Origin of the sequence: Vibrio sp. 2017_1457_13 (assembly GCF_030851525.1) — a bacterium.
Lineage (GTDB): Bacteria > Pseudomonadota > Gammaproteobacteria > Enterobacterales > Vibrionaceae > Vibrio > Vibrio metschnikovii.
In genome coordinates this window covers 13,363-39,451 of record NZ_VHTA01000008.1, presented here as the reverse complement: position 1 = coordinate 39,451, position 26,089 = coordinate 13,363, and the positions used below count along the sequence as shown (strand labels likewise).

Below are 26,089 nucleotides of genomic sequence, written 5' to 3'. Positions count from 1 at the left end.
ATGACTCAGCCGCTCCTCTTGCAAGTCACCGAACGAATTGCACAGCGCAGTCGTGAACTTCGTCACGCATTTTTAACCAGAACCGCTCAACAACTCGCCGCAGGAAAAGGCAAAGCCAGTTTATCATGCGGTAACTTAGCTCATGCGATTGCGGCCTCTTGTCAAAGCGAAAAATCACATATTCTTGATTTAACCAAATCAAACCTTGCGATCATCACCGCTTATAATGACATGCTCAGTGCCCATCAAGTATATCTTGATTACCCTGCGCGCATCAAAGCCGCGTTACAGACCAGTGGACACACGGCGCAAGTCGCCGGTGGCGTACCGGCGATGTGCGATGGCGTGACTCAAGGTCAGCCAGGGATGGATATGTCGCTGTTCTCCCGAGACATGATAGCCCAAGCCACCGCGATGTCGCTCAGTCACAACATGTTTGATGGCACTTTACTGCTTGGTATCTGCGATAAAATTGCCCCGGGACAATTAATCGGCGCGCTCAGTTATGCTCACCTACCGACCGCTTTTATTCCCGCTGGCCCAATGGGCACTGGAATCAGTAATGAACAAAAAGTCGAGATTCGCCAGCAATACAGCGCGGGGCAAGTCGGCCGCGAAGCACTGCTCGATATGGAGTGTCATTCTTATCACTCCCCCGGTACGTGTACCTTTTACGGCACCGCCAACACCAATCAATTGGTGTTTGAAGCCATGGGTTTGATGTTACCTGGGTCTGCTTTTGTTGCACCGAATAATCCATTACGTCATGCCTTAACCGCCTATGCGGCCAACGCGATTGCAGCGATGGCTCCGGGCACACCGAATTACCGACCACTGAGTACAGTGATCAACGAGAAAAGTTTGGTCAATGGCCTTGTCGCCTTACTGGCTTCGGGTGGCAGTACCAATCACACCATTCACATGCTCGCGGTTGCACGAGCCGCTGGGCTGCTCTTAACTTGGCAAGACATCAGCGATTTATCGCAAATCGTGCCGTTATTAACCAATATTTATCCGAATGGTAGCGCTGATATTAATGCTTTTGAAGCGGCGGGAGGAGTACCGATGCTGCTCACCCGTCTCAATGAGCGAAATCTGCTGCATACCGATGTCACGCCCGCTTTCGGTCAGTTTGCCGATCAATTAACTCGCCCAGTGTTAACCGAGGGGCAACTCAGTTGGCAAGCTTGCGATGAGACGCTGGATGCGAGCGTGATCGCCGCTCAGCATCAGCAATTTCAATCAACCGGAGGGATTAAGGTACTGAGCGGTAACCTTGGCCAAGCGGTGATCAAAGTCTCGGCAGTCAAACCCTCTCATCATATCGTTGAGGCTCCCGCTAAAGTGTTTAATTCACAACATGACGTGGAAACGGCTTATCAACGCGGCGAGCTGAATCAAGATTGCATTGTGGTGGTTCGTTACAGCGGCCCAGCGGCCAATGGAATGCCTGAACTGCATAAATTGATGCCAATCCTCGGCAATGTACAAAAGGCCGGCTTTAAAATCGCATTAGTGACCGATGGTCGCTTATCTGGCGCTTCAGGAAAAATCCCCGCCGCGATCCACGTCTCTCCTGAAGCACTGCGCGGGGGCGCGATAGGATTACTGCGCGATGGTGATTTACTGAGATTGGATGCCACCAAGGGTGAGCTCACCTGTTTAGACGATTTAAGTCAACGCGTGGCGCAGCCAGCGCTGACTGAACAGGATCAACAGAGTTGGGGGCGAGAACTATTCACCCTCGCTCGCCAACACGTGACTTCGGCGGATCAAGGCGCGAGCTTTTTATTCACCCGTTAATCGCTAGACAGCGCAAGCAATTACCAGCTTTCGCCATGGGTTAATCGATAGCCTAAATCATAAACCTTCGGCTCGACAGCTTGACCAGAGAGTGCCGCCAGCAATAGCTCGGCACTTTTTTTACCAATCGCCAAACGGGGCGTTTCCACACTGGTTAAACGCGGCACAATTGCCTGCCCGATATCCAACGCATTGTACCCCACGACGGCAATCTGCTGTGGGACCGCAATACGATGGTGATGACAATACATCATCGCCCCGACCGCTAAATCATCATTGGTGCAAAAAATACCATCCAGCGCTGGGTACTGTTGCAACGCCTGTTGTAGCAAAATACCGCCCAAGGTAAAACTGGAATGCTCACCAGTCGACACCTGCATCGGCTGAAGACCCGCTTCACGCATGGCTCGCTCATAACCTTGCTGACGCAGTTGAGTTCGCGTGTCTAACCGAGCGCCAAGATAGATAACCTGCTGTCGACCACGGGCGATCATCTGCTGCACGACCTGATACGAAATTTGTTCGTGATCTAACCCAACAGCCATGTCAATCGGTTGGGTCGGGATTTCCATCGTTTCAACCACCGGAATCCCCGCGGATTTGAGCATTTGCCGACTGCGTTCAGTATGATTGGTTTCGGTTAAAATTAATCCATCCACCCGATAAGAAAGAAACGCGGCAATTTTGTTTTCTTCAACTTGGGGGTTATAACCGGTGTGGGCAATTAAGGTATCGTAGCCTGCGGCCTGAGTAACCTCTTCGATGCCTTGCACCAAATGAGCAAACACTTGGTTAGAGAGCGAAGGCAATATGATCCCAATGGCCCGACTGGACGATTTAGACATAATTGCAGGAACACGGTTATGGATATAACCAAGCTGCTCAACCACCGCGGCAATTTTTTGTTGGGTGACTTTTGCCACGGAATTAGGATCGCGCATGTAACGCGAGACGGTCATTTTGGTAATGCCGACTTGATCAGCAATATCTTGCAGAGTCGGTCTGTTTTTTTTGTGCATATTTTTCCTAGCCCCAACTTGACGAACCAATGGGGTAACTATTTTTCGTAACGAATGGTATTAATGAACCAGAGTTTATCACCGGTTGGGGTTTTTACGGTGACTTCTTCATCGACTTGTTTTTTCAACAAGGCGCGCGCCATCGGTGAATCGATAGAAATGTAGTTTTTAGCGTCACCATAAATCTCTTCTGGTCCGACAATGCGTAACGTTTTTCGCTCGCCCGCTTCATTTTCAATCTCAACCCAAGCACCAAAAAACACTTTACCCTCTTGCTGTGGCGAGTAATCAACAATCTTCAGCTCTGGTAATAATTTACGCAAATAGCGCACCCGACGGTCGATCTGACGCAACAAACGCTTATTGAAGGTGTAATCGGCATTTTCAGAGCGGTCGCCTAGGCTGGCCGCCCAAGTGACAATCTTGGTAATTTCCGGGCGTTTTTCATGCCATAGATGATCATGCTCTTGCTTAAGCTTTTCATAACCAGCACGTGTAATCAGTTTCGTTTTCACTATCTACCTCAATGACAAGATAATTACAAAAATTAAAATAATTTATTTTCGTGACAAGAGTCACGTAAAAACTTGAAATTAAAAACAGTGTTCATATAATATATTAACCATTTCCCCCATAACTAGGATATCCCAATGAGACAGCTTACCGCTTGGCAGACGGTTCAACGACACATTCTCGAAGCTCTATTACTGACTTTCTTAACGTTACTGGCTCCCATCATGGTCTATGTGGATCTCAACATTTTCCAACACGGTGTACCAGAAATTGGAGCTACCGAAATTACCCAAGAACTGTTTGCTCTAATCAGTGCACTATTATTTGCAAAACTGGCCTACAAATTACCACAAGCCCGTGGTTTCTATACCCTTGTGGCAGGTTTTTTCTTATGCATTGTGATTCGTGAACTTGACCAGTTTTTTGATCTTCTTTGGCATGGCTTTTGGGTTATTCCCGCATTATTTTGTGCACTATTATCCATCGGTTATGCCAAATTTCGTTGCCAAGGTACAGTACTGAAACCGATGGCCGATTTTACTCAAACCAAAGCCTATCCCTTTTTGTTAATTGGCCTGTTAATTCTGCTTATCTTTAGCCGAGTGTTTGGCAGTGGCAATCTATTTTGGATCGGAATCATGGGGGATTCCTATGAGCACGGCTTCAAAAATGCCCTACAAGAAGGGTTAGAGCTTCTGGGTTACGGCTTTATTTTTTACTCCGCTTGTCTGAGTTTCGTTAAAAATCGTTCGTAATACTAAGCAATGGCATAAAAGACGTTGCAGCAGATAATTGGCTACGTACAATCCGTATATCATTGATAGACAGAGAGACCACGGATGAGCCACGCTATCTGCCAACAGATTGCCAACGAGCTGAATGTCAGCCCTACACAAATTATCGCCGCCGTTAGCTTAATTGATGACGGCAACACAGTGCCATTTATTGCTCGCTACCGCAAAGAGGTAACGGGAGGATTAGATGATACGCAACTGCGTCACTTAGATACCCGTTTAAGTTATTTGCGAGAAATGGATGAGCGCCGTCAGACGATTCTTAAATCGATTCAAGAGCAAGGTAAGCTCACTCCAGAGCTCGAACAAGCGATTCTTGCCGCTGACAACAAAACTCGCTTAGAAGATCTCTACCTACCTTATAAGCCGAAACGACGCACCAAAGGTCAAATCGCCATTGAAGCCGGTCTTGAACCGTTAGCGGATCGCTTGTGGTTACAAGGGGATATCGAACCAGAGCAAGCCGCTTTAGCTTATATCGACGTCAATAAAGGTGTTGCCGATAGTAAAGCGGCATTGGATGGCGCACGAGCGATCATCATGGAGCGCATCGCTGAAGATGCCGACCTATTAGCCAAAATACGCCACTATTTAACCCGTCACGCGGAGATTGTTGCTCAAGTCGTGGCAGGTAAAGAGCAAGCGGGTGAAAAGTTTAAAGACTATTTTGATCACCGAGAGCTGATCAGTAAAACACCATCACATCGTGCTTTAGCCATGCTGCGTGGCCGTAACGAAGGCTTCTTAACTCTGAGCTTAAATGCCGACCCTCAGCAAGATGAGAGCCTACGCCACTCGTATTGCGAAACCTTAATCGCCGAGCATTATCAGTTGCATCTCAGTCAAGCTCCCGCAGATCAATGGCGTCAGCAAGTGATCAGTTGGGCGTGGCGAATTAAAGTCTCGATGCACATGGAGACTGAGCTGATGGCCGCGATGAAAGAACGTGCGGAGATTGAGGCTATCGATGTGTTTGCTAATAACCTCAAAGATCTCCTCATGGCAGCGCCAGCTGGCCCTCGTGCAACATTGGGGCTCGATCCGGGGCTGCGGACGGGCTGTAAAGTCGCCGTCGTCGATGCAACCGGAAAAGTACTCGCCACCGACACCATTTATCCGCATGTACCACAAAATCAATACGAGCGAGCGATGCAAACCGTCGCAGCATTGGTCAACAAACATCAGGTGGATCTGATTGCCATCGGTAACGGTACCGCCTCACGTGAAACCGATACTTTTGTTGCCGACTTAATTAAACGCGGCAATCTTAAGGTACAAAAAATCATCGTCAGCGAAGCGGGGGCCTCGGTGTATTCTGCCTCTGAACTGGCCGCGAAAGAGTTTCCCAATATGGACGTCTCACTGCGCGGTGCCGTATCCATTGCTCGTCGTTTGCAAGATCCATTGGCAGAATTGGTCAAAATTGATCCTAAATCGATTGGTGTAGGTCAATACCAACACGATGTCAGCCAAACGTTGCTCGCCAAGCGTCTTGATGCGGTGGTCGAAGACTGTGTGAACGCCGTTGGGGTCGATGTCAATACCGCCTCGGCTGCACTCCTGACTCGCGTTGCTGGCTTATCTGCAGCATTAGCACAAAATATTGTTCAATATCGTGATGAGCATGGCCGCTTTGAAGGACGAACCAGCTTGAAAAAAGTACCGCGTCTTGGCCCCAAAGCCTTTGAGCAATGTGCGGGGTTCTTGCGGATTATGGCGGGGAAAAATCCACTCGACGCCTCTGCGGTCCACCCTGAAGCTTATCCGGTGGTCAAAGCGATTGCTGAGAAAAACCAGCAAGATATTAAATCATTGATTGGTAACAGTACCTTTTTGCGCTCGCTACGCGCGGTCGATTATACCGATGAGCATTTTGGCCTACCAACCATTACCGACATCATTAAAGAGCTGGATAAACCGGGACGCGATCCTCGCCCGGAATTCAAAACGGCGACCTTTGCTGATGGAGTCAATGAGATGAAAGATCTCGAAGTGGGGATGATTTTGGAAGGCGTGGTGTCTAACGTAGCGAATTTTGGCGCTTTCGTTGATATTGGTGTGCATCAAGATGGTTTAGTGCACATCTCCGCTCTAACCGACCGTTTCATCGCTGACCCACGCGACGTGGTGAAAGCGGGTGACATCGTCAAGGTCAAAGTCATGGAAGTCGACGTACAACGTAAGCGGATTGCACTATCTATGCGTTTAAACGACGAGCCGGGACAAGATAGCCGCGGACAACGCCCGTCATCCACCACTCAAGCGCGTCAGCAAACTTCGCCGCCTCCTCGTCGCCGAGATGAACCAGCGCAAAATGGCGCGATGGGCGGTGCCTTTGCGGCCGCCTTTGCTAAAGCGAAAAAATAACGCCAACGCATACCCCAACAACTTGGCGTTACAGGTAGAAGGCAAGTGAGTGACCTATTTGAACAGCCGTAGGCTAGCTTTGAGGGAGAGTCAAGGACGGCTCTCATCATCCCGATGAGCATAAACAGGCGATGTGATTGGGGTGAACGAACGTAGCTAACACCCCTGCAACTTCAAGTAGGAAGGGGATATCAACACATCGTCAATACTCTACTTGGTAAAAACAAATCCCCGCAGCATTGGCTGTGGGGATTTTTTATTCACCTTATCATTCCAGCTTATGCTCAATGATAACTACAGGATCGCTATCACTTCTGATGGCGTATTAGGCGCTACAGAATGACCGTAATGAAATTTAATCACTGTCCGTCGTTTCGCCATTTTGCCTTCAGTTATTGCCGCATCAATGATCCGCTTTGGCAACCGAAAACGCATTGTATAGCCTTTACCTTGCTCCTCACTGTAAGAAGACAGTGCTAATAAATCAAACAACCGATCCAATTCACTGCGTAGTGCTTCACGCTGTCGTCGTTTAGACTCTTGATCACTCTCTTGCTCATAGTTAGGATGCTCTGCAGGATCCCAAGCGGATTGTTTACGCCGCTTGTCCTCTGCTTTGGTTTTACGCTCAGCTTGGCTTTTGGTGAGCTCTACCGGTGCCGTAACAGGCGCACGTATCCGATTATCTCGTGACGCTTGCTCTGTTTGCACGTTCACTGACGGGGCGATAAGTGGCACGCTAACATTAGTCGGTGACACGATCATAACCGAGTCCTCCTCAGTGTCGCACCCCCTTCGATTAAGCTACCGTTAGGGATAACTTATGTATCGACCAATCGTGGCGGTTTTTTAGCGCTTATTCACTAATCGGCAACAAAATTTACTGTTATTTTGCAAAGCTGAGCAATTGCTGACAAAAGGCGTCTTGCTCGGTCATAAAAGGCGCATGCGAAGAGGCTTGGAAAATAGAGGTCTGACTATTGGTTTGCAGTTGATGCACAGCCTCTGCAACACGCAGTGGGACTAATCCATCCAATCGACCATACATACGCAGCACTGGCATGGTTAACTGAGTCAGTTGCTGACGCATATCGGTCTCGGAAAGCAGTTGTAATCCGGTTAATAACGCTTGGTGAGTCGGCATTGGCCGTGCTAATACCGCTTGCTTAAGCGCTTTAATTTCTTGACGCGCACTCGGGCTACCCATGGCTTGTAAAGCAATAAACCGCTCAATCATCAAGGGTAAATCGGTTAACAACTGGTCGGTAAAGGTATCCAATACCTGTGGTTTGATTCCCCGCCATACTGGCGTCTCTTGCTCGCTGGCGGTAAATTTAGGTGACGAAGCAACCGTGACTAACTGGGTAACTCGTTGCGGGTAATGCAGCGCGATATGGGTAGCAATTAATCCCCCTAAAGACCATCCCACCCAGATCGCCTGCGACGGTGCTTGGTCCAATACCACTTGAGCGATCTCGGCTAAACTCGCTGCTGACGATTGAGCGCTATAACCATAACCGGGCAAATCCAGGATATGGACACGAAACTGGGTTTGTAACCGTTGACTGGTTTGCTGCCACACAGCACCATTCATTCCCCATCCGTGAATCAGCACCAGATCAGGCCCTTCGCCTATCACTTGCCAGTACAGCTTTTCGGTCATGTTCACATTTTCTCCTACTAAAACCCGCCTCTTAAGGCGACTATCTTCGCCATACTTTACCTCAATCTCTATCGCATCATCCGAGGTTTATTATGTCAATGTGGCGAGATCGGATATCGACTATCACCCACGCTTGGCTCACGCCAACCTGCAGCTTATGCCATCTGCCTTTAGAGCCTCAAGCGCAGCATGGTACTTGCCACGCCTGCCAAGCTTGGTATGCTCCCACCCTTCGTTGCCAGCGCTGTGGTTTACCTTGCCTAACCATCACTCCCCAATGTGGTCAATGCTTACGTTCCCCTCCCCCTTGGCAACGGCTGTTTTGCATCGGTGACTACCGATTCCCATTGAGTCACGCCATTCATCAACTTAAATATCAGCGTCAGTTTTGGCAAGCACGTCATTTAGCCGCTCGACTCTCTGAATGCATCACTGAGCCAGCTCCGCTGATCACTTGCGTCCCATTACACTGGCGCAGACAATGGCAAAGAGGGTTTAATCAAAGCGAGCGTCTTGCTCGCCCCCTTGCCAAGCACGTAGGTAGCCAGTTTGACCCGCATCTGTTTACCCGCACTCGCTCCACTCCCGCTCAACAACAATTAACCAAATCACAGCGTGAGAAAAATTTATCTGGTGCATTTCAACGTCTATCGATTCCACACGTTAACCATGTCGCTATCGTCGACGATGTGGTCACTACCGGTAGCACTATCCGACAATTATGTGATTTACTGCTTGAAGTTGGCATCGAAAGGATTGATATTTATTGCTTATGCCGCACTCCTGAGCCGAGCGATGCATTCCAGCCATAATCGAAGTAAAAAAGGGCTGGATCCTCGGCGCGACTGGAGTAGAATGGCTAGCAAATAACCTACAAAATTACTCAGGTATTCGTCGTGTCAACAACTACTATCGTTATTACTGAATCCGCTCAGTCTCATTTTGCCAAACTCTTGGCACAGCAACCCGAAGGAACGAACATTCGTGTGTTTGTGGTTAATCCCGGAACACAAAATGCCGAGTGTGGCGTCTCTTATTGTCCACCAGAAGCAGTAGAAAAAACCGATACCGTGATCCCTTTCACTGATTTTTCTGCGTATGTCGATGAACTCAGCTTACCGTTCCTCGAAAACGCTGAAATTGATTTTGTGACCGATAAAATGGGCTCACAACTTACCCTTAAAGCGCCAAACGCTAAAATGCGCAAAGTAGACGATGATGCCCCATTAATGGCGCGCGTTGAGTATGCGATTCAAACTCAAGTTAACCCTCAACTTGCTGGGCATGGCGGTCACGTGAGCTTAGTGAACATTACCGATGAGGGTATCGCTTTACTGCAATTTGGTGGTGGTTGTAATGGCTGCTCGATGGTCGATGTCACTCTAAAAGAAGGCATTGAGAAAGAACTATTGGCCCAATTTGCTGGCGAGCTAACCGCGGTACGTGATGCAACGGAACATGATCGCGGCGACCACTCTTACTACTAAATCAGAGACAAACAGCGCAGGCGTGACTTACGCTGTTTGTGTATTCCCCCTTCTCGCGGGTTGAACGTTCAGCACGATTGATGGCGTCAATATGATCCGTACGGCCAATACAGCAAGTAAAAGGGAGATATTTCCACCTATCTCATTTTCTTATATAGTAAGAATAGTTTGCCTGCCAAGGAGTTAGTGGATGTCCTCGAAAACAGCACCAGAAATTTTAGCGCAACGCGCCGTCGCCCAATCTAAACTGTTTACGATTGAAGCTCTCGACCTCCGCTTCTCGAATGGCGAACAGCGTACCTATGAGCGTATGAAGCCCAGTGGGCGTCATGCCGTCATGATGGTACCGATCACCGCTCAAGGCGATTTGTTGCTGGTTCGGGAATACGCAGCAGGCACAGAGCGCTATGAACTCGGCTTTCCCAAAGGTTTGATCGATGCTGGAGAATCCGCAGAACAAGCTGCTGTTCGCGAATTAAAAGAAGAGATTGGTATGGGAGCCGATCGTTTAATTCCGCTCAAAGAAGTGGTGCTTGCCCCCTCCTACTTCTCCAGTCGAATGACACTTTTTATTGCACAAGACCTATACTCAGATCAGTTAATTGGTGATGAACCGGAGCCACTCGAAGTCATACGCTGGCCTTTAGCACAAGCCGAAGAGTTATTAACCCATCTTGATTTTAGTGAAGCTCGCAGTATTACCGCTTTATTGCTGGCTCTTCGTCACTTGTCTATTGCCGCAAACGAATAGGAAGTATCATGCCCACAGCCAAAGATCTCTCTCATCTTTTACCTGATGTGATCAGCATTGCCCGCTCTGCAGGCCAACTGATTCTTGATATATACGAGAATAAATCTTACGAATCGTTTGTAAAAAGTGATGAAACGCCAGTCACCAGCGCCGATCTCGCCGCCCACAAATTAGTCACTGAACGGTTAATGGAACTCACTCCAGACATTCCGGTTCTTTCTGAAGAAGCCGCGAATATTGGTTTAGAAACCCGTGAAACGTGGCAGCGCTACTGGCTGGTTGACCCTCTCGATGGTACCCAAGAGTTTATTGCGCGCAGCGGAGACTTCGCGACTGTGATTGCCTTAGTGGAACATAACCGACCAGTGATGGGGGTGGTGTATGGACCCGTTTCTGGCGTCACTTATTATGCTTATCAGGGCAAAGGGGCATGGAAAATTCCCGATATGTCAGAAAGTCTGCGTATTTATAGTCATAAGCATGAGTTAGCCGGTCAATCAATCGCTATCGCCATCAGTCGCCGACAAGACATTAATCGCATCACTCAGCGTTTAAGCCATCAATGGAATTACGATTTAATCCCGCTTGGTTCAGCGGCGCTCAAAGCGTGTTTAGTCGCTGAAGGTGCGGTTGATTGTTATCTACGCCTAGGACCAACCGGAGAATGGGATACCGCCGCGACACAATGCATTGTCGAAGAGGCCGGTGGGCGGATCTTAAATACTCAACTCGATCCCCTGTCGTACAATGAACGAGATACCCTAGAGAATCCGAATTTCATCGTGTTAGGCGATGCCGATTTGCCTTGGGATGAAATATTAAAGATAAAAGATTAGCAACGTGCAGGGCATCCCCTGCACGTCCCTCTTAAACCTTCATGACCACTTTACAGACGTCCTTGTTGACTAAACGAGTAACGACCTTGGCTATCTGGACTGGGTAAATAATCTAACTGCTGAGCCAGCGATGCGGGAAATTGTGCGCCCGGCTTAAACCAAGCTTGAGCTGCAAAGCTTCGATCTGCCTGAAGCCGTAACGAAAACTCACTGCTTACTTGCTCCGTCTGTTGACCGCCCGTTATTTCAAACACACTCTGCTGACAAGTAAAATCAGCAACCACCGCTCCTAACGCTAGCTCACCAAGTGGTGAACCAACTTGACCTTGATCCCAAGTCATCACGCCTTGCGCTGTGTCACACCAAGGAGTACGGTAGCGATAATCACGTAAAGTCAGCTCCACTTGTCCTTCAAGGGTCAGAGGAATAGGTAAGGTTAAATAAGGTTGTAGCTGCTTGGCCGGTAAGGAGATCACCAGATGTTCAGCAAAAGGGCCCGACCAACCATAACCAACCACACCACGTCCTTGCCACTGTACATCACTACCCCGTCCAAAACGCACCGCTAGCCGTGCTTGGGCTTTTAACAGCGCCGACCATTGCCACTGCCATTGAATCGCCCCCGCATTCTGTTGCTGCCAACGAACTTGACTCGCGCTGCCGTTCCAAATAGTCCCTTTAACACCTTGCAAAGCTAAACCTGAAGGTAATGGAAGGTGCTTAATCACGACATGAGCGGGAAGGTGAAGCAGCGCACTAACGAAAGCGACCGAGATAAATAGACTCAAATAGCCAATAATACGCTTCATGTTATCCGACCCGCTTAAACTGTAGACGTCTGACTTCTACCATGCCCGAAACTTTACCGCGTTCGAGATCCATAAACTCAACCTCAATCCCTTGCCGCTCTTTTAAATGAGCCAACCAAGCAACCAACTGGGTAAATGGTACTGGTTGAATCCATACTTGCATACGGTCGCCACGCGGCTGCACTCTGACCAACTCAATATTGAATTGCCCAGTCGATGCGGCGATCACTTGGTTTAACGGTTGAGCAGAGCGCACCACACCGCCTTGCTGACGTAGAGCGCTAATTTGATCGGCCGTATTTTCAACCCATTGTAATAATTGGCGTTCACTTTGAATGCGAGTTTTTGCTTCCTGACTACGTTGATTGAGCGGTGCAATTGCCCCCCAATAGACGAACCCGAGCACCAAACAGAGCACCGCGACCGATAATAAGCGTTGCTCACGCTGACTAATACTTTGCCACCATAGATAAAGTGGAGTTAATTTATCTTTCATTACTCACTCCCTTCCTTAGGTTTCAAAACAAACGATCCAGATACCCGTTGCTCATTACGGCTGAGCTGACCTTGCTCGACCGAAAAGTACTCCGCTAACTTGACTCTCGCTTGTTCAAACGATTGAAAATCACTACTAGTGACATCAAGACGCACTTCACTGCGATTGCCGTCAAAACGTAAACTTTGCACTTGCATATCAGTTACACTACCAATCGTCTCTGGTAATCGGCTGAACCAACTTAGGACATCTTCACCTTGCGCTGAACCAGAGAGCGCCGTTAACTCATCCGTCATCTGTCGTCTCAAATAACTGACGGTTGGAATACGCTGCTTATCAGGAAAAATCTCTCTAAAAATACGTTCACTTTCATCACGATAGCTTTGCGCGAGCTGCGTATCTTTATGAACTTGTAAACCATAACTGGTCATCAATACCACCAGCAAAAACAGACCAGCGATAACGGCCTTACGCCAAATCAACCAATATTTATTCCAAGAGGATTTGGGCTTAAAAGGCCCAGTCAGCAAATTTATTTTATGTGTGAGCACTTGCTCAGTGAGCAGCACCAACAACGACGGGCAAGCCATCGACTGCCAGGATTGTTGCTCACTCAAGGGAAGTTCAGGTAAAGGAGTATAAGCCGTGAGAGGTAAATACTCGGTCTGATTCTTAACCCAGTCCGACGCACAAAACCACGTTAACCAGTCCTTATCAACCGATAATCCGCTATATTCGCCTTTACGTACCAGCCATTGCTCACCCATTTGACCAGCGCTTAACCCCTCATCATGCACTGGCAAAGCTAACACATCGGGGACCACTCGCTTAACGTCTAGTCCTAACGTTTGTAACTGCTCCAGCATGGTCTGTAACCAGGCACGATCAACGCCAGCAACAAAGGCTTGATCGCCTTGTTTACCTAATACGCTAAAATGCAGTTCATCAACATCTTGCGCGATCTCTTCTTCTAAAAGATAGGGAAGCATGGCGGCAAACTGCCGACTGCCTCCTGCAGGGATCGTGACTTGAGTTAACAGTAAGTCGCTGGTTGATAGCAAAACTATCGTTGAACGCTGAACCGCGTGTGGGGTCAGTTGTTCGAGTTGTTGTCCATTGCTTAGTTCACCACTGGCGATCACTTGTTGCTGAGTCGATGACCAAACTAACCAAGGGATAACTGCATTTTGTTGACTACTCAGCCGAACGATCAAGCTTTCGCTCACTGACTCCTCCATAGCGACGGCTAACTACCGTAGCATCCTTTTTATTACTACTGTAAAACAGACTACGAACACGTACTCGGGACGTATCCACCATCACCTGTGCATCCAATTCAAAATAGTGACTATCGACACTTAAATACGCCCGAGCCTCTTCACGACGCGCATTATCGACGGCCGCGATCGCAGGCTCGGCGAGAAAACTCGCCACGCTATCCCAACCATCAAAGGGGCGAGATTCTAACACAGACTTAGCGTTGGCCTCATTTAAATACGGGCTAAACATGGCCACCAATAATGGCGCTTTTTCTGGTGGTAAGGTATTGATATTTAAACGCCAATCTTGAGTCGGTAGTGCACAGACATACGATGACAACTGATGCATTGCTTCGCCACTCACTTGATACACTGCCCGCAATTCACTGGCATCGGCCAATAAACCATTTGGCGGTAAATACGCTGGTGTCATCGATTCATACAAGCTATCTTCTGCACCATTGGAGCGATTAACCCGATCATCGGCATCAATAAAATCCCATGTCGCATCAGCAATCGTTTCGGCTTGAAAATTATCAATCTCTACTTCATCCAACAACGCGCGCCATACTCGATAGAGATAAGGTGGCGTTGGTTCGTTGCTGGGCAGCAAACCAGCAAATGCATTAAGATTAAAACAAGCTTGGGCATCAACTAAACTACCCGTTACCACGCCATAATCTAGCGGATAAGTTTGATGTTGTTGAGACCAAGGCTGATTCAAACTGATCACATCACTGTCTTGATAACTCTGTTCAATCGCCGCTTTGGCTAACGCCTCCACCCCCAATGTATACCAATACGCTTGCTGATAGCCCAGTTGGTGATTAGCACGTTGAAACTGACTAAACATACGCTGCGACATCGTCGCAGCAATCGAAACCATCACCGCCAGCAGCAGCAGCACAACGATTAACGCGACACCGCGCTGGGCATTAGGACGCACCATCGGCTTCTCCTAATGAAGCGCCAGTTAATAAATAGACTCGCTCAATCTCACCATAATCTTTCAGTATTAAGCGCACGCTCACCGCTTCAGGCAACCGACGCTCCGATTCCCATTGCTCTGACCACTCTCCCCGTTGATAAAAGCGCATCGACCAGCTCTCAACCTCGCTCAACACAGGCGCAATGACTGGCTCTTGTGCAACGGGGGTATCAGGATAACGCCACCAGACTCTTTCTAGGACATGATCTTTTAAACGATAACCGACTTTAAGTACTTCACCACGCGGAAACTGTTGCTGGGGGTTATGCCAACCTAAGCGGGTAAATAACACGCCTTTTTCATCTGAATCGAGCAAATAATCTCGCCACTGGACAAGGAGTCCGGTCGGAGCTTCACCATTAGTACGAAAAGCGCGTGCCGCCATTTGTCGAAAGTCGGCGTCCATCATCACCATCGCGCGCTGTAGCTCACTCAATCGGGCTTCTCGTTGCGCAGAAACTTGATTACTCAGTTGGACCTGATAAAGCACCTGATAAGCTGCAATACTTAAACTGGCAAAAATCGCTATCGCTACCAAGACTTCGATTAAGGTAAATCCGCGTGCTTTATTTGCTGACATAGCTTCTGACCGTGACCAAAGGTTGGCCTTTTTCTGTGCTGGCAACACTGACATCAAAGGCGGATAACACTGGCGCCGTGGTCGCAATCGGCGCAACGCGCCAGTACCAAGTGCGACCAGCAAGTTCCTCTTTGCCTTCTTTTGCCGCGAGTGAAGCAGGAGTTAACATGACCTTGGCCATCTGATTATCGGCTACCATTGCCGCGAACATTTTATCTTCCAGATAACCAATCGTATTGACGTGCTGAGTCACCGCTCGAATCACACTGATCGCCGCGGTAGCAAAAATCGCTAACGCGACCAAAACTTCCAACAGCGTAAAACCGCGCTTCCTTTTACTCATCACTCTCTCCTGGTGCGAATAGGCGAATATGCCCATTATCTTCGACCACGACTTGCCAAGCTTGTTCGACGCTCTCCTGATGAGGGTAAAGCAATAAACGAAACGGGGTGATTTCACCACTAGAGAGAATAAATACTTGTGGCGCAGGTTCGCTTTGCTGTTCTTTGTACTCAGCAAACCTCTCCTCATCAAACAAAGATCCTGGGGTGAAGAGTCGGTTTTTATCCTGCCAAACGCCGCTACCGAGAACAAAATCGAGATTGAGTGAATCGGCTAAGCTAAGTTGAGCAGCAAAACCAATTTTATCGATCTTTTGCCAGCCTTTCTCGGTCAGTTGTACAAAAGTAAAACGTTTATTGGGCTCATCAATCCGTAAGCCAAAATCAAAACCACTGAGCAGTGCCTCTTCATTGAGTAACTGTAAACGCTGAAACAAGCTCTGCGCAGCCACATTAGCCTGATCATTTTGTCGAGCTGGCAACGTGGCGATCACCGCTACCGCACTGATTGAAATCAGTACCAATACGAGCATGATTTCAAGTAGCGTAAAGCCTCGGGTAAATTTCATTACTGATGACTGCTCAATGGGTTATCGGTAAGCAACAGGAATGTCACGGGATTTATTGAAAATCCTGCAAATTCCAGTTACCAATCACGGCGTTCGAACCTTCGCCACCTTCTTGACCATCCGCCCCTAAAGTAAAGACATCAATCCGACCATGATCGCCAGGGCTTAAATATTGATAATCATTGCCCCAAGGATCTTTCGGTAGACGACGAATGTATCCACCGTCACGATAATTACGCGGTTCAGGGTTTGATGGCTTAGTCACCAACGCCTCTAAACCTTGATCCGTCGTTGGGTAAACATTGTTATCCAAGCGATACATATCCAAGGCATTTTCTAAGGCAACAATATCGGTAATGGCTTTTTGTTGATCGGCTTTCTCTTTGTTACCTAATAAGTTAGGCACAACGAAACTGGCCAAAATTCCTAAAATTACCACCACCACCATCACTTCCAGTAAGGTAAAACCTGACTGTTTACTCGCTCTTCTATTCATAGTTACTCCATTTCGATCCAAGCATCGTACACCGATTAACGGCTCATTAAATTATTCATTTCTAAAATCGGCATCAAGGTTGCCATGACAATAAACAGTACCAATCCAGCCATTAACGCAATTAACGCAGGGGTAAAAATCCCCAGTGCGATATTCACCGTCGATTCAAAGTTGGCATCCTGATTATCGGCAGCACGGGTCAACATACTCTCTAATTCACCACTTTGTTCACCACTGGCAATCATGTGCAACATCATGGGCGGGAACAACTTGGTTTGAGATAAGGCTTTACGCAAGCTAGAGCCTTCACGTACGTTATCGGCCGCCAGTAAGACTTGCTGCTTAACGTATTGATTGGTCATCACATCAACCGCCACTCGCATGCCATCGAGGATCGGAATCGCACTGGAAGTACAAATCGATAGCGTGCGCGCAAAACGCGACGTGTTCAGTCCTTTGGCAATTTTGCCAATCATCGGCATAAACAGTAGCTTTTTATGCCAGTACAAACGAACGTTAGGTTTACGCAGTAACCATTTGATAAAGTAAATACTCACTAACACACTTGCTAGCAAGGTTAATCCCCACTGCTGAACAAAATCACTTGAAGAGAGCAAAAATTGGGTCGATGCAGGCAGCGCCTGTCCCATCTGTACAAATTGACCGACAATTTTCGGCACCACCGCAGCAAGTAGAAAAGCCACGATTCCAACAGCAAACACCACTAAGACAATCGGATACAACAAGGCTTGCATCAACTTAGAACGCATTTTTTGTCGGTTTTCAGCGTAATCCGCTAATCGCTCTAAAATCGCATCCAAATGCCCAGATTTTTCACCCGCAGCGACCATTGAACGAAACAGATCATCAAAGATATGTGGATAGTCGGCCAAGCTATCGGCTAACGTATAGCCTTCGGTGACTTTAGCCCGCACTGCAGCCAGCATATTACGGATCCGTGGTTTTTCCGATTGTTCAGACACGGCGCGTAAGCACTCTTCTAACGGCATCCCTGACTGAACCAACGTCGACAGCTGACGAGTCAATAAAGCCAGATCGGGTGTACTAATGCCGCGAGGTTTGACCCAACTGCTTTGTTGAGCTTTAGCTGCTTTGGCTTGCGTCTCCACCACTTCAATCGGCAGCAAACCTTGCTCTTTTAAACGTTGACGGACTTGACGAGCATTATCACCTTCGAGAATGCCTTTTTTTTTCCGGCCTTTGGCATCCAGTGCTCGATATTCAAACGCTGCCATTTACGACTCCTTGGTCACGCGCAACACCTCTTCTAATGAGGTGATCCCTTGGCGGACTTTATCCAATCCATCATCGCGAATGCTTGGCGTTTGTTCACGAATCGCTTGTTCTATCGCTTGCTCCCCCGCTTCACGGTGGATCAGCGCTTGAACCTTATCATCCACCAACATCAGTTCATGAATCCCCGTTCGTCCGCGGTATCCCTTAAAGTTGCATTTCTCACAACCTGCGGCGCGATAAAGGGTTAATGGCTCTTTTTTACTGACCGAAAACAGCTTACGCTGCTCTTTATCCGCCTCGTATGGCTGCTTACAATCTGGGCATAAAGTACGTACCAAACGCTGTGCCAGCACGCCCAACAACGAAGAGGAAATTAAAAAAGGTTCGATACCCATGTCACGTAAACGAGTAATCGCACCAATTGCGGTATTGGTATGCAACGTCGACATCACTAAGTGACCGGTCAAAGAAGCTTGCACCGCTATTTGCGCCGTTTCCAAATCACGAATTTCTCCGACCATCACCACATCCGGATCTTGACGTAAAATCGCCCGCAGACCACGAGCAAAGGTCATATCGACTTTGGGGTTAACTTGCGTCTGGCCAATACCGTCAATATCAAACTCTATCGGGTCTTCTACCGTGAGGATATTCCGTTCACTGCTATTCAGTTCTTGCAGTCCGGCATATAACGTAGTCGATTTCCCCGACCCCGTCGGTCCAGTGACCAATAAAATACCGTGTGGCCGAGCAATTAACTGGCGGAAATTATCGTGGTTGGCTTTGGTCATGCCTAAACTGTATAAATCTAACCGAGTGGCATTTTTATCCAACAAACGCATCACGACTCGCTCACCATGAGAAGAAGGCATAGTAGAAACACGCACGTCGACTGCCCGCCCGCCGATACGCAGAGAAATCCGCCCATCTTGAGGAACGCGTTTCTCGGCAATATCCAGTTTAGCCATCACCTTTACCCGTGAAATAAGCAGGGGCGATAATTTACGGCTCGGTGATAGCACTTCACGCAGCACCCCATCGACACGGAAGCGAATCGACAGTACTTTCTCAAAGGTTTCAATATGAATATCCGATGCGCCTTCTTTGATCGCCTCACCCAACATGGCATTGATCAATTTAATGATCGGCGCATCATCTTCTGACTCTAATAAATCTTCACTTTGCGGCAGCTCTTCGGCGAGAGAAAAGAAATCATCGCTATCGGCACCAATGTCTTCCATTAACTGACGCGCTTCAGATGAGTCTCGTTGGTAAACCTGGGTGATTTTGGCTTCAAATGCCTCAGCGCTGATCTCACTCAACGCAAACGGCTGTTTGATTACGCGTTTAATTTCAACCAGAGCAGGGATCGACAGTGGCGCAACGCAATACACCGTGGCATGGTGTTGCGCTTCATCCCACTCTAAAACTAACTTATGGCGCTGAGCAAAACTGAACGGTAAGCGACGAATCCGCTGCAACCCCTGCGTATCAATCACATCCACACTCATTAGTTATTATCCATTTGATCAAGAAAAGCTTGCAATTCAGCAGGGTGACGACGAGATTCACCATATTTCGGTAATACAGGAATATTGTTATTATCCATTAACTTGAGCCCCTGATCGGCTTTAAATAGCTGCTCAGCTCGAATATAGTTGTACTTGCGCTGAGTGATACCATCCGCGGTCATACCATCACGAATAATGGTTGGCTTAATAAACACCATTAGGTTTTTCTTTTCTACCGTGGTATTGGTCGAACGGAATAGATAACCTAATAATGGAATATCACCAAGGATCGGCACCTTGGATTCACTCTCTGCGGTACGCTCATCGATCAACCCGCCAAGCACCAGCATTTGTCCATCTTGCACCATCACCGTGGTATTCAACTGACGCTTAGCAAAACGCACATCGACCGCGCCCTGAGCACCAAGCACGTTGGAAACTTCTTGTTCAATCGAGAGCTGAACGGAATCACCTTCGTTAATTTGTGGCACGACTTTCAGTTTGATACCGACTTCTTTGCGCTCTACGGTTTGGAATGGATTATCGTTATTCGAACCAGCGGTTGAACCGGTTAATACTGGCACTTCTTCACCAACAATAAACGAGGCTTCACCGTTATCCATTACCGTAATGCTCGGTGATGATAAGATATTGGTGCTGGAGGTGCTCGATACCGCGCTGATCAGCGCCGTCCAGTCACCCATCATTACTCCAAGCGCGGCACCATTGACTCCTGATAAAGCCGAAGCAAGTGTTGAGTAGTCACCTTTTTTTGTGGTTGTCTCATTTCTTAAAAAATTACCATCTCGATCATAAACCGCTCTCGATTCAGTAGTATCTTTCGCTTGCTCTAATCCAACCATAACCTGGCCCACTTGCGCACCACTATTGCCGTATTGAATTACCGCACCGTCTTTTAATGAGCCCCATTGTACGCCGAGATTAATCCCATCACCTTCAGCCATTTCAACAATCAAAGCTTCGATCAGCACTTGAGCGCGGCGAATATCCAGTTGAGAAATCACGTCCAGCAAAGAGTTCATGATATCTTGCGGCGCAGTGATCACCAGCGAGTTGGTATCGGTATGCGCGGAAATCATCACGCTGCTACGTGATGAACTTGCACTACGCTGGCCACCTTGTTTTTCGGCCTGGAGATTTTCAGACACATCTTTCAAAACGGTAACTAAATCAGCGGCTTTGGCGTATTTCAGATAGACCACGCGGTTATTGCCTCGCGTAGCCATTTCAACATCTAACTGATTAATCAAACGTTTAATCCGCTCACGTACTTTCGGATCACCCGAAATCAAAATCGAATTGGTACGATCATCGGCAACAAATTTAGGTTGTAAAAACTCAGGTGCATTTTGAGTATTGTTAGCACGGCTCAGCGCTTCGACGATCCGCACCATTTCAGAAGCAGAAGCATTGCGCAGCTCGACCACTTCAATGTCAGTATCGCCAGCCTGATCAACGCGATGAATAATATTGGCTAAGCGATTGACCACCGCAGCATGGCCCGTAATCAAAATGATATTCGCCGGATCATAGTGCACTACGTTGCCCGCGCCCGCGTTATCAATCAACTGACGCAATAGCGGAGATAGCTCACGAACAGAAACATTCTTCACGGTCACCACTTGAGTGACGACACTGTCACCAAAAGCACGATCATCATTGCCCAGTACCGGAATAGCCGAGGTTTTAGCATCTTTAGAGCGAATCACCTTCAGTACACCGTTATCCATCTCCACCACGGCAAATCCATACACTTCAAGGACATTCAAAAAGAAGCTGTAGTACTGCTCTTCATTGAGGGTGTCGTAGCTGCGTACGTCAATTTTTCCGCGTACCGAAGGATCAACGATGATGGTTTTTTCAAGATTTCGTCCAACGATAGTAATAAACTCTTGAATATCGGTGCCTTTGAAGCTGACACTGAAGGTTTGATTCGCCTGTGCTAATGGCGCTGCAATTAGGCTTGCCACTAAAAGCCAGCTACTTTTCTTAAGCCAATGCTTCACACAATACTCCCTTAATGATTACCGCCAATTGGCTGTTAAAACTGAATATAAATATCATGCTGTTGTCCATCCCGCTCTACTGTCAGATTCAGCTCAGTCAGATCAGAAATGGACTCAAACACTTGCGTCATTGCACTCGGGTCGGTTAAATCGAGTCCATTCAGCTGCACCGCGATATCCCCATTTTGTAAACCAACGGCTTCAAAAAGCGCAGGATCTCGCCCAGCACTAACGCGATAACCTACAATGCGATCATCTTGTTTGACTTGCGACAAACTCACGTACTGAAATACCTCACGGGGATTTTGACTGATCGCCGAACGAATAGCAGCCAGCTTGTCTTCTACTACCGCTTGTGCGGCAGGCGCTGCGCGCTGAGCGACATTGTTGGCGCTCGGCTTACCATAATCGAGCCCTTCTAGCATTAGCGTTTCATCCCGACCAGCATTATCAATAATAACTCGGTCAGCCATTACCGCCTTTAACGTCACGCGGGTGCCTTCTATTTGTTCATTCAATCCGTAAGTGGCTTGCTGGCCTCGGTTAGCAATAACCGCCAAACTGCGCTCAAGCTCATTACTGGCAACGACACCAACTAAGGTTAAATTAAGACGCGTGGGCGGCGCATCGACTTGAACGGGAGCCACGACAACAGGAGCCGCTTGAGGATTATAAACGCCAAACAGATGACTATTTTGCAACGGACGAATATCCGTTCTCGCCGTCGCCACTTGGCTACTGATTGGTTTCGCCACCCAAGGTACAATCGAGCTATCTTGCTTTGGTAACAACCACACCAGTTGGCCAATGATCCAAGCGGAAAAGACAAGGCAAGTTAAAGTGAGAATGAGACTCAACGGATTCTGCCAACGAAGAACCTGCGCCATGCGCTCGCTAAAAGTCTGTTGATTAAATTCCATTGATTATTTCAATCCTTGCTGATTCATCATCCAAAGCGTTCACTAGTTATTGAGTCAGTTAATATACATCAGCTCGATAATCGGTGCGACTGACGACGTTATTTTATGATGATTATTTACCGCTTCGCTTGAAAATCTGGGAGCTTGTCTCCATAGTTTGTTGATAAATCCACTCCGAAAGCTGTGCTATCTTTACAAGATAAACACCAAAGGCGTAGCGCGAAACCGCAGACAGCGTGACTACCTTAGAGGCCACTAATAATCATGAGTTCCCCTGAACAAGCAGTTCGCTTGGATAAATGGCTTTGGGCCGCTCGATTTTATAAAACACGCGCATTAGCCCGAGAGATGGTTGAAGGGGGCAAAGTTCACTATAATGGTCAGCGGAGTAAACCCAGTAAAGCGGTGGAAATCGGTGCGATGATTACCTTACGTCAAGGTAATGAAGAAAAAACCGTTGTCATTGAACAGATTGCTCAGCAACGACGTGGCGCGGCCGAAGCACAGGCTTTGTATAGCGAAACTGCAGAGAGTATCGTAAAACGAGAACGCCAAGCGTTGCTTCGTAAGCTCAATGCTCACAACCCAAGTCCAGAACGGCGTCCAGATAAGAAACAGCGCCGTGATCTTCTCAAATTCAAACATCAATAAATTAGTCGGATCATTCACTATGACAACACAAGTAACCCCCAACAATCTATTACATCGCTATCTGTTTGAAGACTTATCGGTGCGTGGTGAATTGGTACAACTCAATGATGTTTACCAACGAATAATCACCAGTAAAGATTACCCCGTACCAATTCAACACTTACTCGGTGAGCTATTGGTCGCCACCAGCTTACTAACGGCGACGTTAAAGTTTGAAGGGTCGATCACCATGCAACTGCAAGGTGATGGTCCCGTTTCATTAGTCGTGATCAATGGCGATAATCAACAAAAGATGCGCGGTGTCGCTCGCTGGGATGGGCACATTGCCCCGGATGCCACTCTGCATCAATTAGTCGGTAACGGTTATTTAGTCATCACGATTGAACCTAAAAAAGGTGAGCGTTACCAAGGTGTCGTCGGGCTTGAAGGAGATAACCTAGCACAAGTGCTCGAAGGTTATTTCTTGCGCTCAGAGCAATTAAAAACACGCTTATGGATCCGCACTGGTGAACACGATGGCAAACCTCATGCCGCAGGCATGTTGTTACAAGTGATGCCTGATGGTACCGGTTCTGAAGAGGACTTTGAGCATCTAGAACAGTTGACGAATACTGTTAAAGATAGTGAGTTATTTGGTCTAGAAGCGACGGAGCTTCTCTATCGCCTTTATAACCAAGAAAAGGTGCAACTCTTTACACCACAAATCGTTGAGTTTGTTTGTGGCTGCTCTCGAGAACGCAGCGCCGCCGCGATCATCACTATCGCCCAAGACGAAGTAAACAGTATTCTCGCCGAAGAGGGTCAAGTCTCCTTGCACTGTGATTATTGTGGAACGACTTACTCTTTTGATAGCGCCCAAGTCAGTGAACTCTTTGCTCAGAGCGCCCCCAACAATCCAACGGTGCATTAATTTTCATCGCTCAACAAGCACGATAAAATCACCTTACAGCCAGCATTTTGCTGGCTTTTTTTGTGCGTAAACCGCCTATAAATCAAGTAAAAACCATACCGTACAGCATACTTATTTTCTTTTGAATATTAATCATTTACGCTAGCGCAAAGGTTTGCGTACACGATAGAATAGGTAATGCCAGTATCTGTGACGGGTTGCTTATAATCTTCGAAAAGGCATGGGTAATATTTGACCTAGCTCCCTGTTTTTTCGGTACCCCGTTGTTAGCATGGTAAACAGATAACAATTACAAAAAGTTACATAAAATCCCTACAAAATCCTTATAAGGAGCACCTAATGACCGTTATGGAACATACCAAGGCTGCACAATTAGATCTTACCCAATATGGAATTACCAACGCGACAGAAGTGATCCGTAACCCCAGTTACGAGCTGTTGTTCGCGGAAGAAACTCGCTCAGATTTGACTGGCTATGAAAAAGGCATCGTGACAGAGCTGGGAGCCGTCGCTGTTGATACGGGTATTTTCACTGGCCGATCACCAAAAGATAAATTTATTGTCAATGACGATACTACCCGCGATACCTTATGGTGGACTTCAGAGCACGCCAAAAATGATAACAAACCGATCAATCAAGCGGTTTGGAATGACCTAAAATCTCTTGTTACTAAACAGCTATCAGGCAAACGTCTATTCGTTATTGACGGCTATTGTGGTGCTAACCCAGATACTCGCCTTAATATTCGCGTGATTACTGAAGTTGCTTGGCAAGCTCACTTCGTGAAAAATATGTTTATTCGCCCAAGTGAAGAAGAGTTAGCGACCTTTAAAGCTGACTTTGTGGTGATGAACGGCGCGAAATGCACCAATGATAAATGGCAACAACAGGGATTAAATTCAGAAAACTTTACCGTATTTAATCTCACCGAGAAAATGCAGCTGATCGGCGGCACTTGGTACGGCGGTGAGATGAAGAAAGGTATGTTCGCGATGATGAACTACTTCCTTCCATTACAAGGTATCGCCTCAATGCACTGCTCAGCCAATATGGGTAAAGACGGCGATGTGGCGATTTTCTTCGGTCTATCCGGCACTGGCAAAACCACGCTCTCTACCGATCCGAAACGTGCTTTGATCGGTGATGATGAACATGGCTGGGATGATGACGGCGTATTTAACTTTGAAGGTGGCTGCTACGCTAAAACCATTAAACTGTCCAAAGAAGCCGAACCCGACATTTATAATGCGATTCGTCGTGATGCATTACTAGAAAACGTCACTGTGCGCGGTGATGGCTCGATCGATTTTGATGACGGTTCTAAAACTGAGAACACCCGTGTCTCTTACCCCATTTACCATATAGAAAATATTGTTAAGCCGGTCTCTAAAGGTGGTCATGCCAATAAAGTGATCTTCCTTTCCGCCGATGCTTTTGGCGTACTGCCTCCAGTATCGAAACTGACCCCTGAGCAGACCAAGTATCACTTCCTATCTGGGTTTACCGCTAAACTAGCGGGTACCGAACGTGGGATAACCGAACCAACCCCTACTTTCTCGGCGTGTTTTGGTGCGGCATTCCTGACCTTACACCCAACTCAGTACGCCGAAGTACTCGTTAAACGTATGGAACAAGCTGGCGCAGAAGCCTATCTGGTCAATACTGGTTGGAACGGTTCTGGTAAACGTATCTCAATTAAAGATACTCGTGCAATCATTGATGCGATTCTGGATGGTTCGATTGAGCAAGCACAAACCAAATCGATTCCCATCTTTAATCTAGAAATCCCGACCGCTTTACCTGGGGTTGATCCTGCGATTTTGGACCCTCGTGACACTTACGTCGATCCATTACAGTGGGAAAGCAAAGCCAAAGATCTTGCGGCTCGCTTTATCAACAACTTTGCTAAGTATACAGACAACGCGGAAGGCAAAGCATTAGTGAGCGCAGGCCCACAGCTTGATTAAGCGATTATAACTAGACTAGCCCCTCGCAATGAGGGGCTATTTTTGGCTTGAACCGCTACGCAAGATACGCCAA

26 protein-coding genes are annotated in these 26,089 nt (G+C 47.6%); 10 read left to right on the top strand and 16 right to left on the bottom strand.

Annotated elements, in window-relative coordinates; all coding sequences use genetic code 11:
• Complete coding sequence (gene edd / locus FKN88_RS12345; protein WP_154169923.1) at positions 1 to 1,803, top strand: phosphogluconate dehydratase; 1,803 nt, start codon at positions 1 to 3, stop codon at positions 1,801 to 1,803.
• Positions 1,804 to 1,823: 20 nt separating this feature from the next.
• On the opposite strand, the gene FKN88_RS12340 is transcribed toward edd, so the two are convergent.
• Together FKN88_RS12340 and greB are read right to left on the bottom strand one after the other, a co-directional pair.
• Entirely contained in the window at positions 1,824 to 2,822 is a 999-nt protein-coding gene (locus tag FKN88_RS12340) for a LacI family DNA-binding transcriptional regulator (RefSeq protein ID WP_154169921.1), read from the bottom strand.
• A gap of 38 nt (positions 2,823 to 2,860) precedes the next feature.
• Entirely contained in the window at positions 2,861 to 3,337 is a 477-nt protein-coding gene (gene greB / locus FKN88_RS12335; protein WP_154169919.1) for a transcription elongation factor GreB, read from the bottom strand.
• Between the two features lie 135 nt (positions 3,338 to 3,472).
• On the opposite strand from greB, the gene FKN88_RS12330 reads away from it, so the two are divergent.
• The gene (locus tag FKN88_RS12330) at positions 3,473 to 4,090 is read left to right on the top strand and encodes a hypothetical protein (protein ID WP_170906651.1); all 618 of its coding nucleotides are present in this window, start codon (positions 3,473 to 3,475) and stop codon (positions 4,088 to 4,090) included.
• A gap of 84 nt (positions 4,091 to 4,174) precedes the next feature.
• Entirely contained in the window at positions 4,175 to 6,496 is a 2,322-nt protein-coding gene (locus FKN88_RS12325; protein ID WP_154169915.1) for a Tex family protein, read from the top strand.
• A 294-nt stretch (positions 6,497 to 6,790) separates the two neighbouring features.
• On the opposite strand, the gene FKN88_RS12320 is transcribed toward FKN88_RS12325, so the two are convergent.
• Positions 6,791 to 7,261 (bottom strand): ATP-dependent Lon protease, encoded by a 471-nt coding sequence (locus FKN88_RS12320; protein WP_154169913.1) that lies wholly within the window; start codon positions 7,259 to 7,261, stop codon positions 6,791 to 6,793.
• Between the two features lie 121 nt (positions 7,262 to 7,382).
• Positions 7,383 to 8,159, bottom strand: a complete 777-nt coding sequence (bioH, locus tag FKN88_RS12315; RefSeq protein ID WP_154169911.1) for a pimeloyl-ACP methyl ester esterase BioH — start codon at positions 8,157 to 8,159, stop codon at positions 7,383 to 7,385.
• 92 nt (positions 8,160 to 8,251) lie between these two features.
• On the opposite strand from bioH, the gene FKN88_RS12310 reads away from it, so the two are divergent.
• The 4 genes from FKN88_RS12310 to cysQ all read left to right on the top strand — a co-directional run bounded on the left by FKN88_RS12310 (position 8,252) and on the right by cysQ (position 11,233).
• A complete protein-coding gene (locus tag FKN88_RS12310) occupies positions 8,252 to 8,971 on the top strand; it encodes a ComF family protein (protein ID WP_306687520.1) in 720 nt (239 codons plus the stop codon).
• Positions 8,972 to 9,055: 84 nt separating this feature from the next.
• The gene (gene nfuA, locus FKN88_RS12305) at positions 9,056 to 9,646 is read left to right on the top strand and encodes a Fe-S biogenesis protein NfuA (protein WP_170905304.1); all 591 of its coding nucleotides are present in this window, start codon (positions 9,056 to 9,058) and stop codon (positions 9,644 to 9,646) included.
• 190 nt (positions 9,647 to 9,836) lie between these two features.
• Positions 9,837 to 10,397: an ADP compounds hydrolase NudE gene (gene nudE / locus FKN88_RS12300; RefSeq protein ID WP_154169909.1), complete on the top strand. Its 561-nt coding sequence runs from the start codon at positions 9,837 to 9,839 to the stop codon at positions 10,395 to 10,397.
• An 8-nt stretch (positions 10,398 to 10,405) separates the two neighbouring features.
• Complete coding sequence (gene cysQ / locus FKN88_RS12295) at positions 10,406 to 11,233, top strand: 3'(2'),5'-bisphosphate nucleotidase CysQ (protein ID WP_004394385.1); 828 nt, start codon at positions 10,406 to 10,408, stop codon at positions 11,231 to 11,233.
• A 50-nt stretch (positions 11,234 to 11,283) separates the two neighbouring features.
• Here the strand turns inward: cysQ and FKN88_RS12290 are convergent, their stop codons facing one another.
• Genes FKN88_RS12290 through gspC form a run of 12 tightly spaced genes read right to left on the bottom strand, consistent with a single transcriptional unit; the run spans position 11,284 to position 22,487 of the window.
• On the bottom strand, positions 11,284 to 12,042 hold the full coding sequence (locus tag FKN88_RS12290; protein WP_154169907.1) for a type II secretion system protein N: 759 nt from the start codon (positions 12,040 to 12,042) through the stop codon (positions 11,284 to 11,286).
• A 1-nt stretch (position 12,043) separates the two neighbouring features.
• Positions 12,044 to 12,538: a type II secretion system protein M gene (locus FKN88_RS12285; protein ID WP_040903895.1), complete on the bottom strand. Its 495-nt coding sequence runs from the start codon at positions 12,536 to 12,538 to the stop codon at positions 12,044 to 12,046.
• Complete coding sequence (gspL, locus tag FKN88_RS12280; protein ID WP_199244778.1) at positions 12,538 to 13,764, bottom strand: type II secretion system protein GspL; 1,227 nt, start codon at positions 13,762 to 13,764, stop codon at positions 12,538 to 12,540. Before gspL ends, FKN88_RS12285 begins: the two co-directional genes overlap by 1 nt.
• Entirely contained in the window at positions 13,733 to 14,746 is a 1,014-nt protein-coding gene (gene gspK / locus FKN88_RS12275; protein WP_154169903.1) for a type II secretion system minor pseudopilin GspK, read from the bottom strand. Before gspK ends, gspL begins: the two co-directional genes overlap by 32 nt.
• Positions 14,733 to 15,365, bottom strand: a complete 633-nt coding sequence (gene gspJ, locus FKN88_RS12270; protein WP_154169901.1) for a type II secretion system minor pseudopilin GspJ — start codon at positions 15,363 to 15,365, stop codon at positions 14,733 to 14,735. Before gspJ ends, gspK begins: the two co-directional genes overlap by 14 nt.
• Positions 15,352 to 15,708: a type II secretion system minor pseudopilin GspI gene (gene gspI, locus FKN88_RS12265; RefSeq protein ID WP_154169899.1), complete on the bottom strand. Its 357-nt coding sequence runs from the start codon at positions 15,706 to 15,708 to the stop codon at positions 15,352 to 15,354. The genes gspJ and gspI overlap by 14 nt, the downstream gene beginning before the upstream one ends.
• Positions 15,701 to 16,276, bottom strand: coding sequence for a type II secretion system minor pseudopilin GspH (gene gspH / locus FKN88_RS12260; protein ID WP_040903887.1), 576 nt, complete (start codon positions 16,274 to 16,276; stop codon positions 15,701 to 15,703). Before gspH ends, gspI begins: the two co-directional genes overlap by 8 nt.
• A 52-nt stretch (positions 16,277 to 16,328) precedes the next feature.
• Entirely contained in the window at positions 16,329 to 16,772 is a 444-nt protein-coding gene (gene gspG, locus FKN88_RS12255; RefSeq protein WP_040903885.1) for a type II secretion system major pseudopilin GspG, read from the bottom strand.
• Between the two features lie 35 nt (positions 16,773 to 16,807).
• Positions 16,808 to 18,028 carry a type II secretion system inner membrane protein GspF gene (gene gspF, locus FKN88_RS12250; protein ID WP_154169897.1) on the bottom strand — a complete coding sequence of 407 codons (1,221 nt, stop codon included), beginning with the start codon at positions 18,026 to 18,028 and terminating at the stop codon, positions 16,808 to 16,810.
• The gene (gene gspE / locus FKN88_RS12245) at positions 18,029 to 19,540 is read right to left on the bottom strand and encodes a type II secretion system ATPase GspE (protein WP_004394378.1); all 1,512 of its coding nucleotides are present in this window, start codon (positions 19,538 to 19,540) and stop codon (positions 18,029 to 18,031) included.
• Entirely contained in the window at positions 19,540 to 21,567 is a 2,028-nt protein-coding gene (gene gspD / locus FKN88_RS12240) for a type II secretion system secretin GspD (RefSeq protein ID WP_154169895.1), read from the bottom strand. Before gspD ends, gspE begins: the two co-directional genes overlap by 1 nt.
• A 35-nt stretch (positions 21,568 to 21,602) precedes the next feature.
• The gene (gspC, locus tag FKN88_RS12235) at positions 21,603 to 22,487 is read right to left on the bottom strand and encodes a type II secretion system protein GspC (RefSeq protein WP_154169893.1); all 885 of its coding nucleotides are present in this window, start codon (positions 22,485 to 22,487) and stop codon (positions 21,603 to 21,605) included.
• A 264-nt stretch (positions 22,488 to 22,751) separates the two neighbouring features.
• On the opposite strand from gspC, the gene hslR reads away from it, so the two are divergent.
• From hslR to pckA, 3 genes are all read left to right on the top strand, one after another.
• A complete protein-coding gene (gene hslR / locus FKN88_RS12230) occupies positions 22,752 to 23,138 on the top strand; it encodes a ribosome-associated heat shock protein Hsp15 (RefSeq protein ID WP_154169891.1) in 387 nt (128 codons plus the stop codon).
• Between the two features lie 19 nt (positions 23,139 to 23,157).
• Positions 23,158 to 24,048: an Hsp33 family molecular chaperone HslO gene (gene hslO, locus FKN88_RS12225; protein WP_154169889.1), complete on the top strand. Its 891-nt coding sequence runs from the start codon at positions 23,158 to 23,160 to the stop codon at positions 24,046 to 24,048.
• 339 nt (positions 24,049 to 24,387) lie between these two features.
• Positions 24,388 to 26,016 (top strand): phosphoenolpyruvate carboxykinase (ATP), encoded by a 1,629-nt coding sequence (pckA, locus tag FKN88_RS12220; protein ID WP_154169888.1) that lies wholly within the window; start codon positions 24,388 to 24,390, stop codon positions 26,014 to 26,016.
• The last annotated feature ends 73 nt before the right edge of the window (positions 26,017 to 26,089 follow it).

Coding starts and splice junctions, on each gene's coding strand:
- gspJ (WP_154169901.1), bottom strand. CDS start 15,365: ATGTCAGCAAATAAAGCACGCGGATTTACCTTAATCGAAGTCTTGGTA.
- FKN88_RS12330 (WP_170906651.1), top strand. CDS start 3,473: ATGAGACAGCTTACCGCTTGGCAGACGGTTCAACGACACATTCTCGAA.
- gspF (WP_154169897.1), bottom strand. CDS start 18,028: ATGGCAGCGTTTGAATATCGAGCACTGGATGCCAAAGGCCGGAAAAAA.
- bioH (WP_154169911.1), bottom strand. CDS start 8,159: ATGACCGAAAAGCTGTACTGGCAAGTGATAGGCGAAGGGCCTGATCTG.
- gspC (WP_154169893.1), bottom strand. CDS start 22,487: ATGGAATTTAATCAACAGACTTTTAGCGAGCGCATGGCGCAGGTTCTT.
- nudE (WP_154169909.1), top strand. CDS start 9,837: ATGTCCTCGAAAACAGCACCAGAAATTTTAGCGCAACGCGCCGTCGCC.
- FKN88_RS12290 (WP_154169907.1), bottom strand. CDS start 12,042: ATGAAGCGTATTATTGGCTATTTGAGTCTATTTATCTCGGTCGCTTTC.
- edd (WP_154169923.1), top strand. CDS start 1: ATGACTCAGCCGCTCCTCTTGCAAGTCACCGAACGAATTGCACAGCGC.
- FKN88_RS12285 (WP_040903895.1), bottom strand. CDS start 12,538: ATGAAAGATAAATTAACTCCACTTTATCTATGGTGGCAAAGTATTAGT.
- gspK (WP_154169903.1), bottom strand. CDS start 14,746: ATGGTGCGTCCTAATGCCCAGCGCGGTGTCGCGTTAATCGTTGTGCTG.
- gspI (WP_154169899.1), bottom strand. CDS start 15,708: ATGAGTAAAAGGAAGCGCGGTTTTACGCTGTTGGAAGTTTTGGTCGCG.
- FKN88_RS12310 (WP_306687520.1), top strand. CDS start 8,252: ATGTCAATGTGGCGAGATCGGATATCGACTATCACCCACGCTTGGCTC.
- pckA (WP_154169888.1), top strand. CDS start 24,388: ATGACCGTTATGGAACATACCAAGGCTGCACAATTAGATCTTACCCAA.
- gspH (WP_040903887.1), bottom strand. CDS start 16,276: ATGAAATTTACCCGAGGCTTTACGCTACTTGAAATCATGCTCGTATTG.
- gspE (WP_004394378.1), bottom strand. CDS start 19,540: ATGAGTGTGGATGTGATTGATACGCAGGGGTTGCAGCGGATTCGTCGC.
- cysQ (WP_004394385.1), top strand. CDS start 10,406: ATGCCCACAGCCAAAGATCTCTCTCATCTTTTACCTGATGTGATCAGC.
- FKN88_RS12320 (WP_154169913.1), bottom strand. CDS start 7,261: ATGATCGTGTCACCGACTAATGTTAGCGTGCCACTTATCGCCCCGTCA.
- gspG (WP_040903885.1), bottom strand. CDS start 16,772: ATGAATAGAAGAGCGAGTAAACAGTCAGGTTTTACCTTACTGGAAGTG.
- hslO (WP_154169889.1), top strand. CDS start 23,158: ATGACAACACAAGTAACCCCCAACAATCTATTACATCGCTATCTGTTT.
- FKN88_RS12325 (WP_154169915.1), top strand. CDS start 4,175: ATGAGCCACGCTATCTGCCAACAGATTGCCAACGAGCTGAATGTCAGC.
- FKN88_RS12340 (WP_154169921.1), bottom strand. CDS start 2,822: ATGCACAAAAAAAACAGACCGACTCTGCAAGATATTGCTGATCAAGTC.
- hslR (WP_154169891.1), top strand. CDS start 22,752: ATGAGTTCCCCTGAACAAGCAGTTCGCTTGGATAAATGGCTTTGGGCC.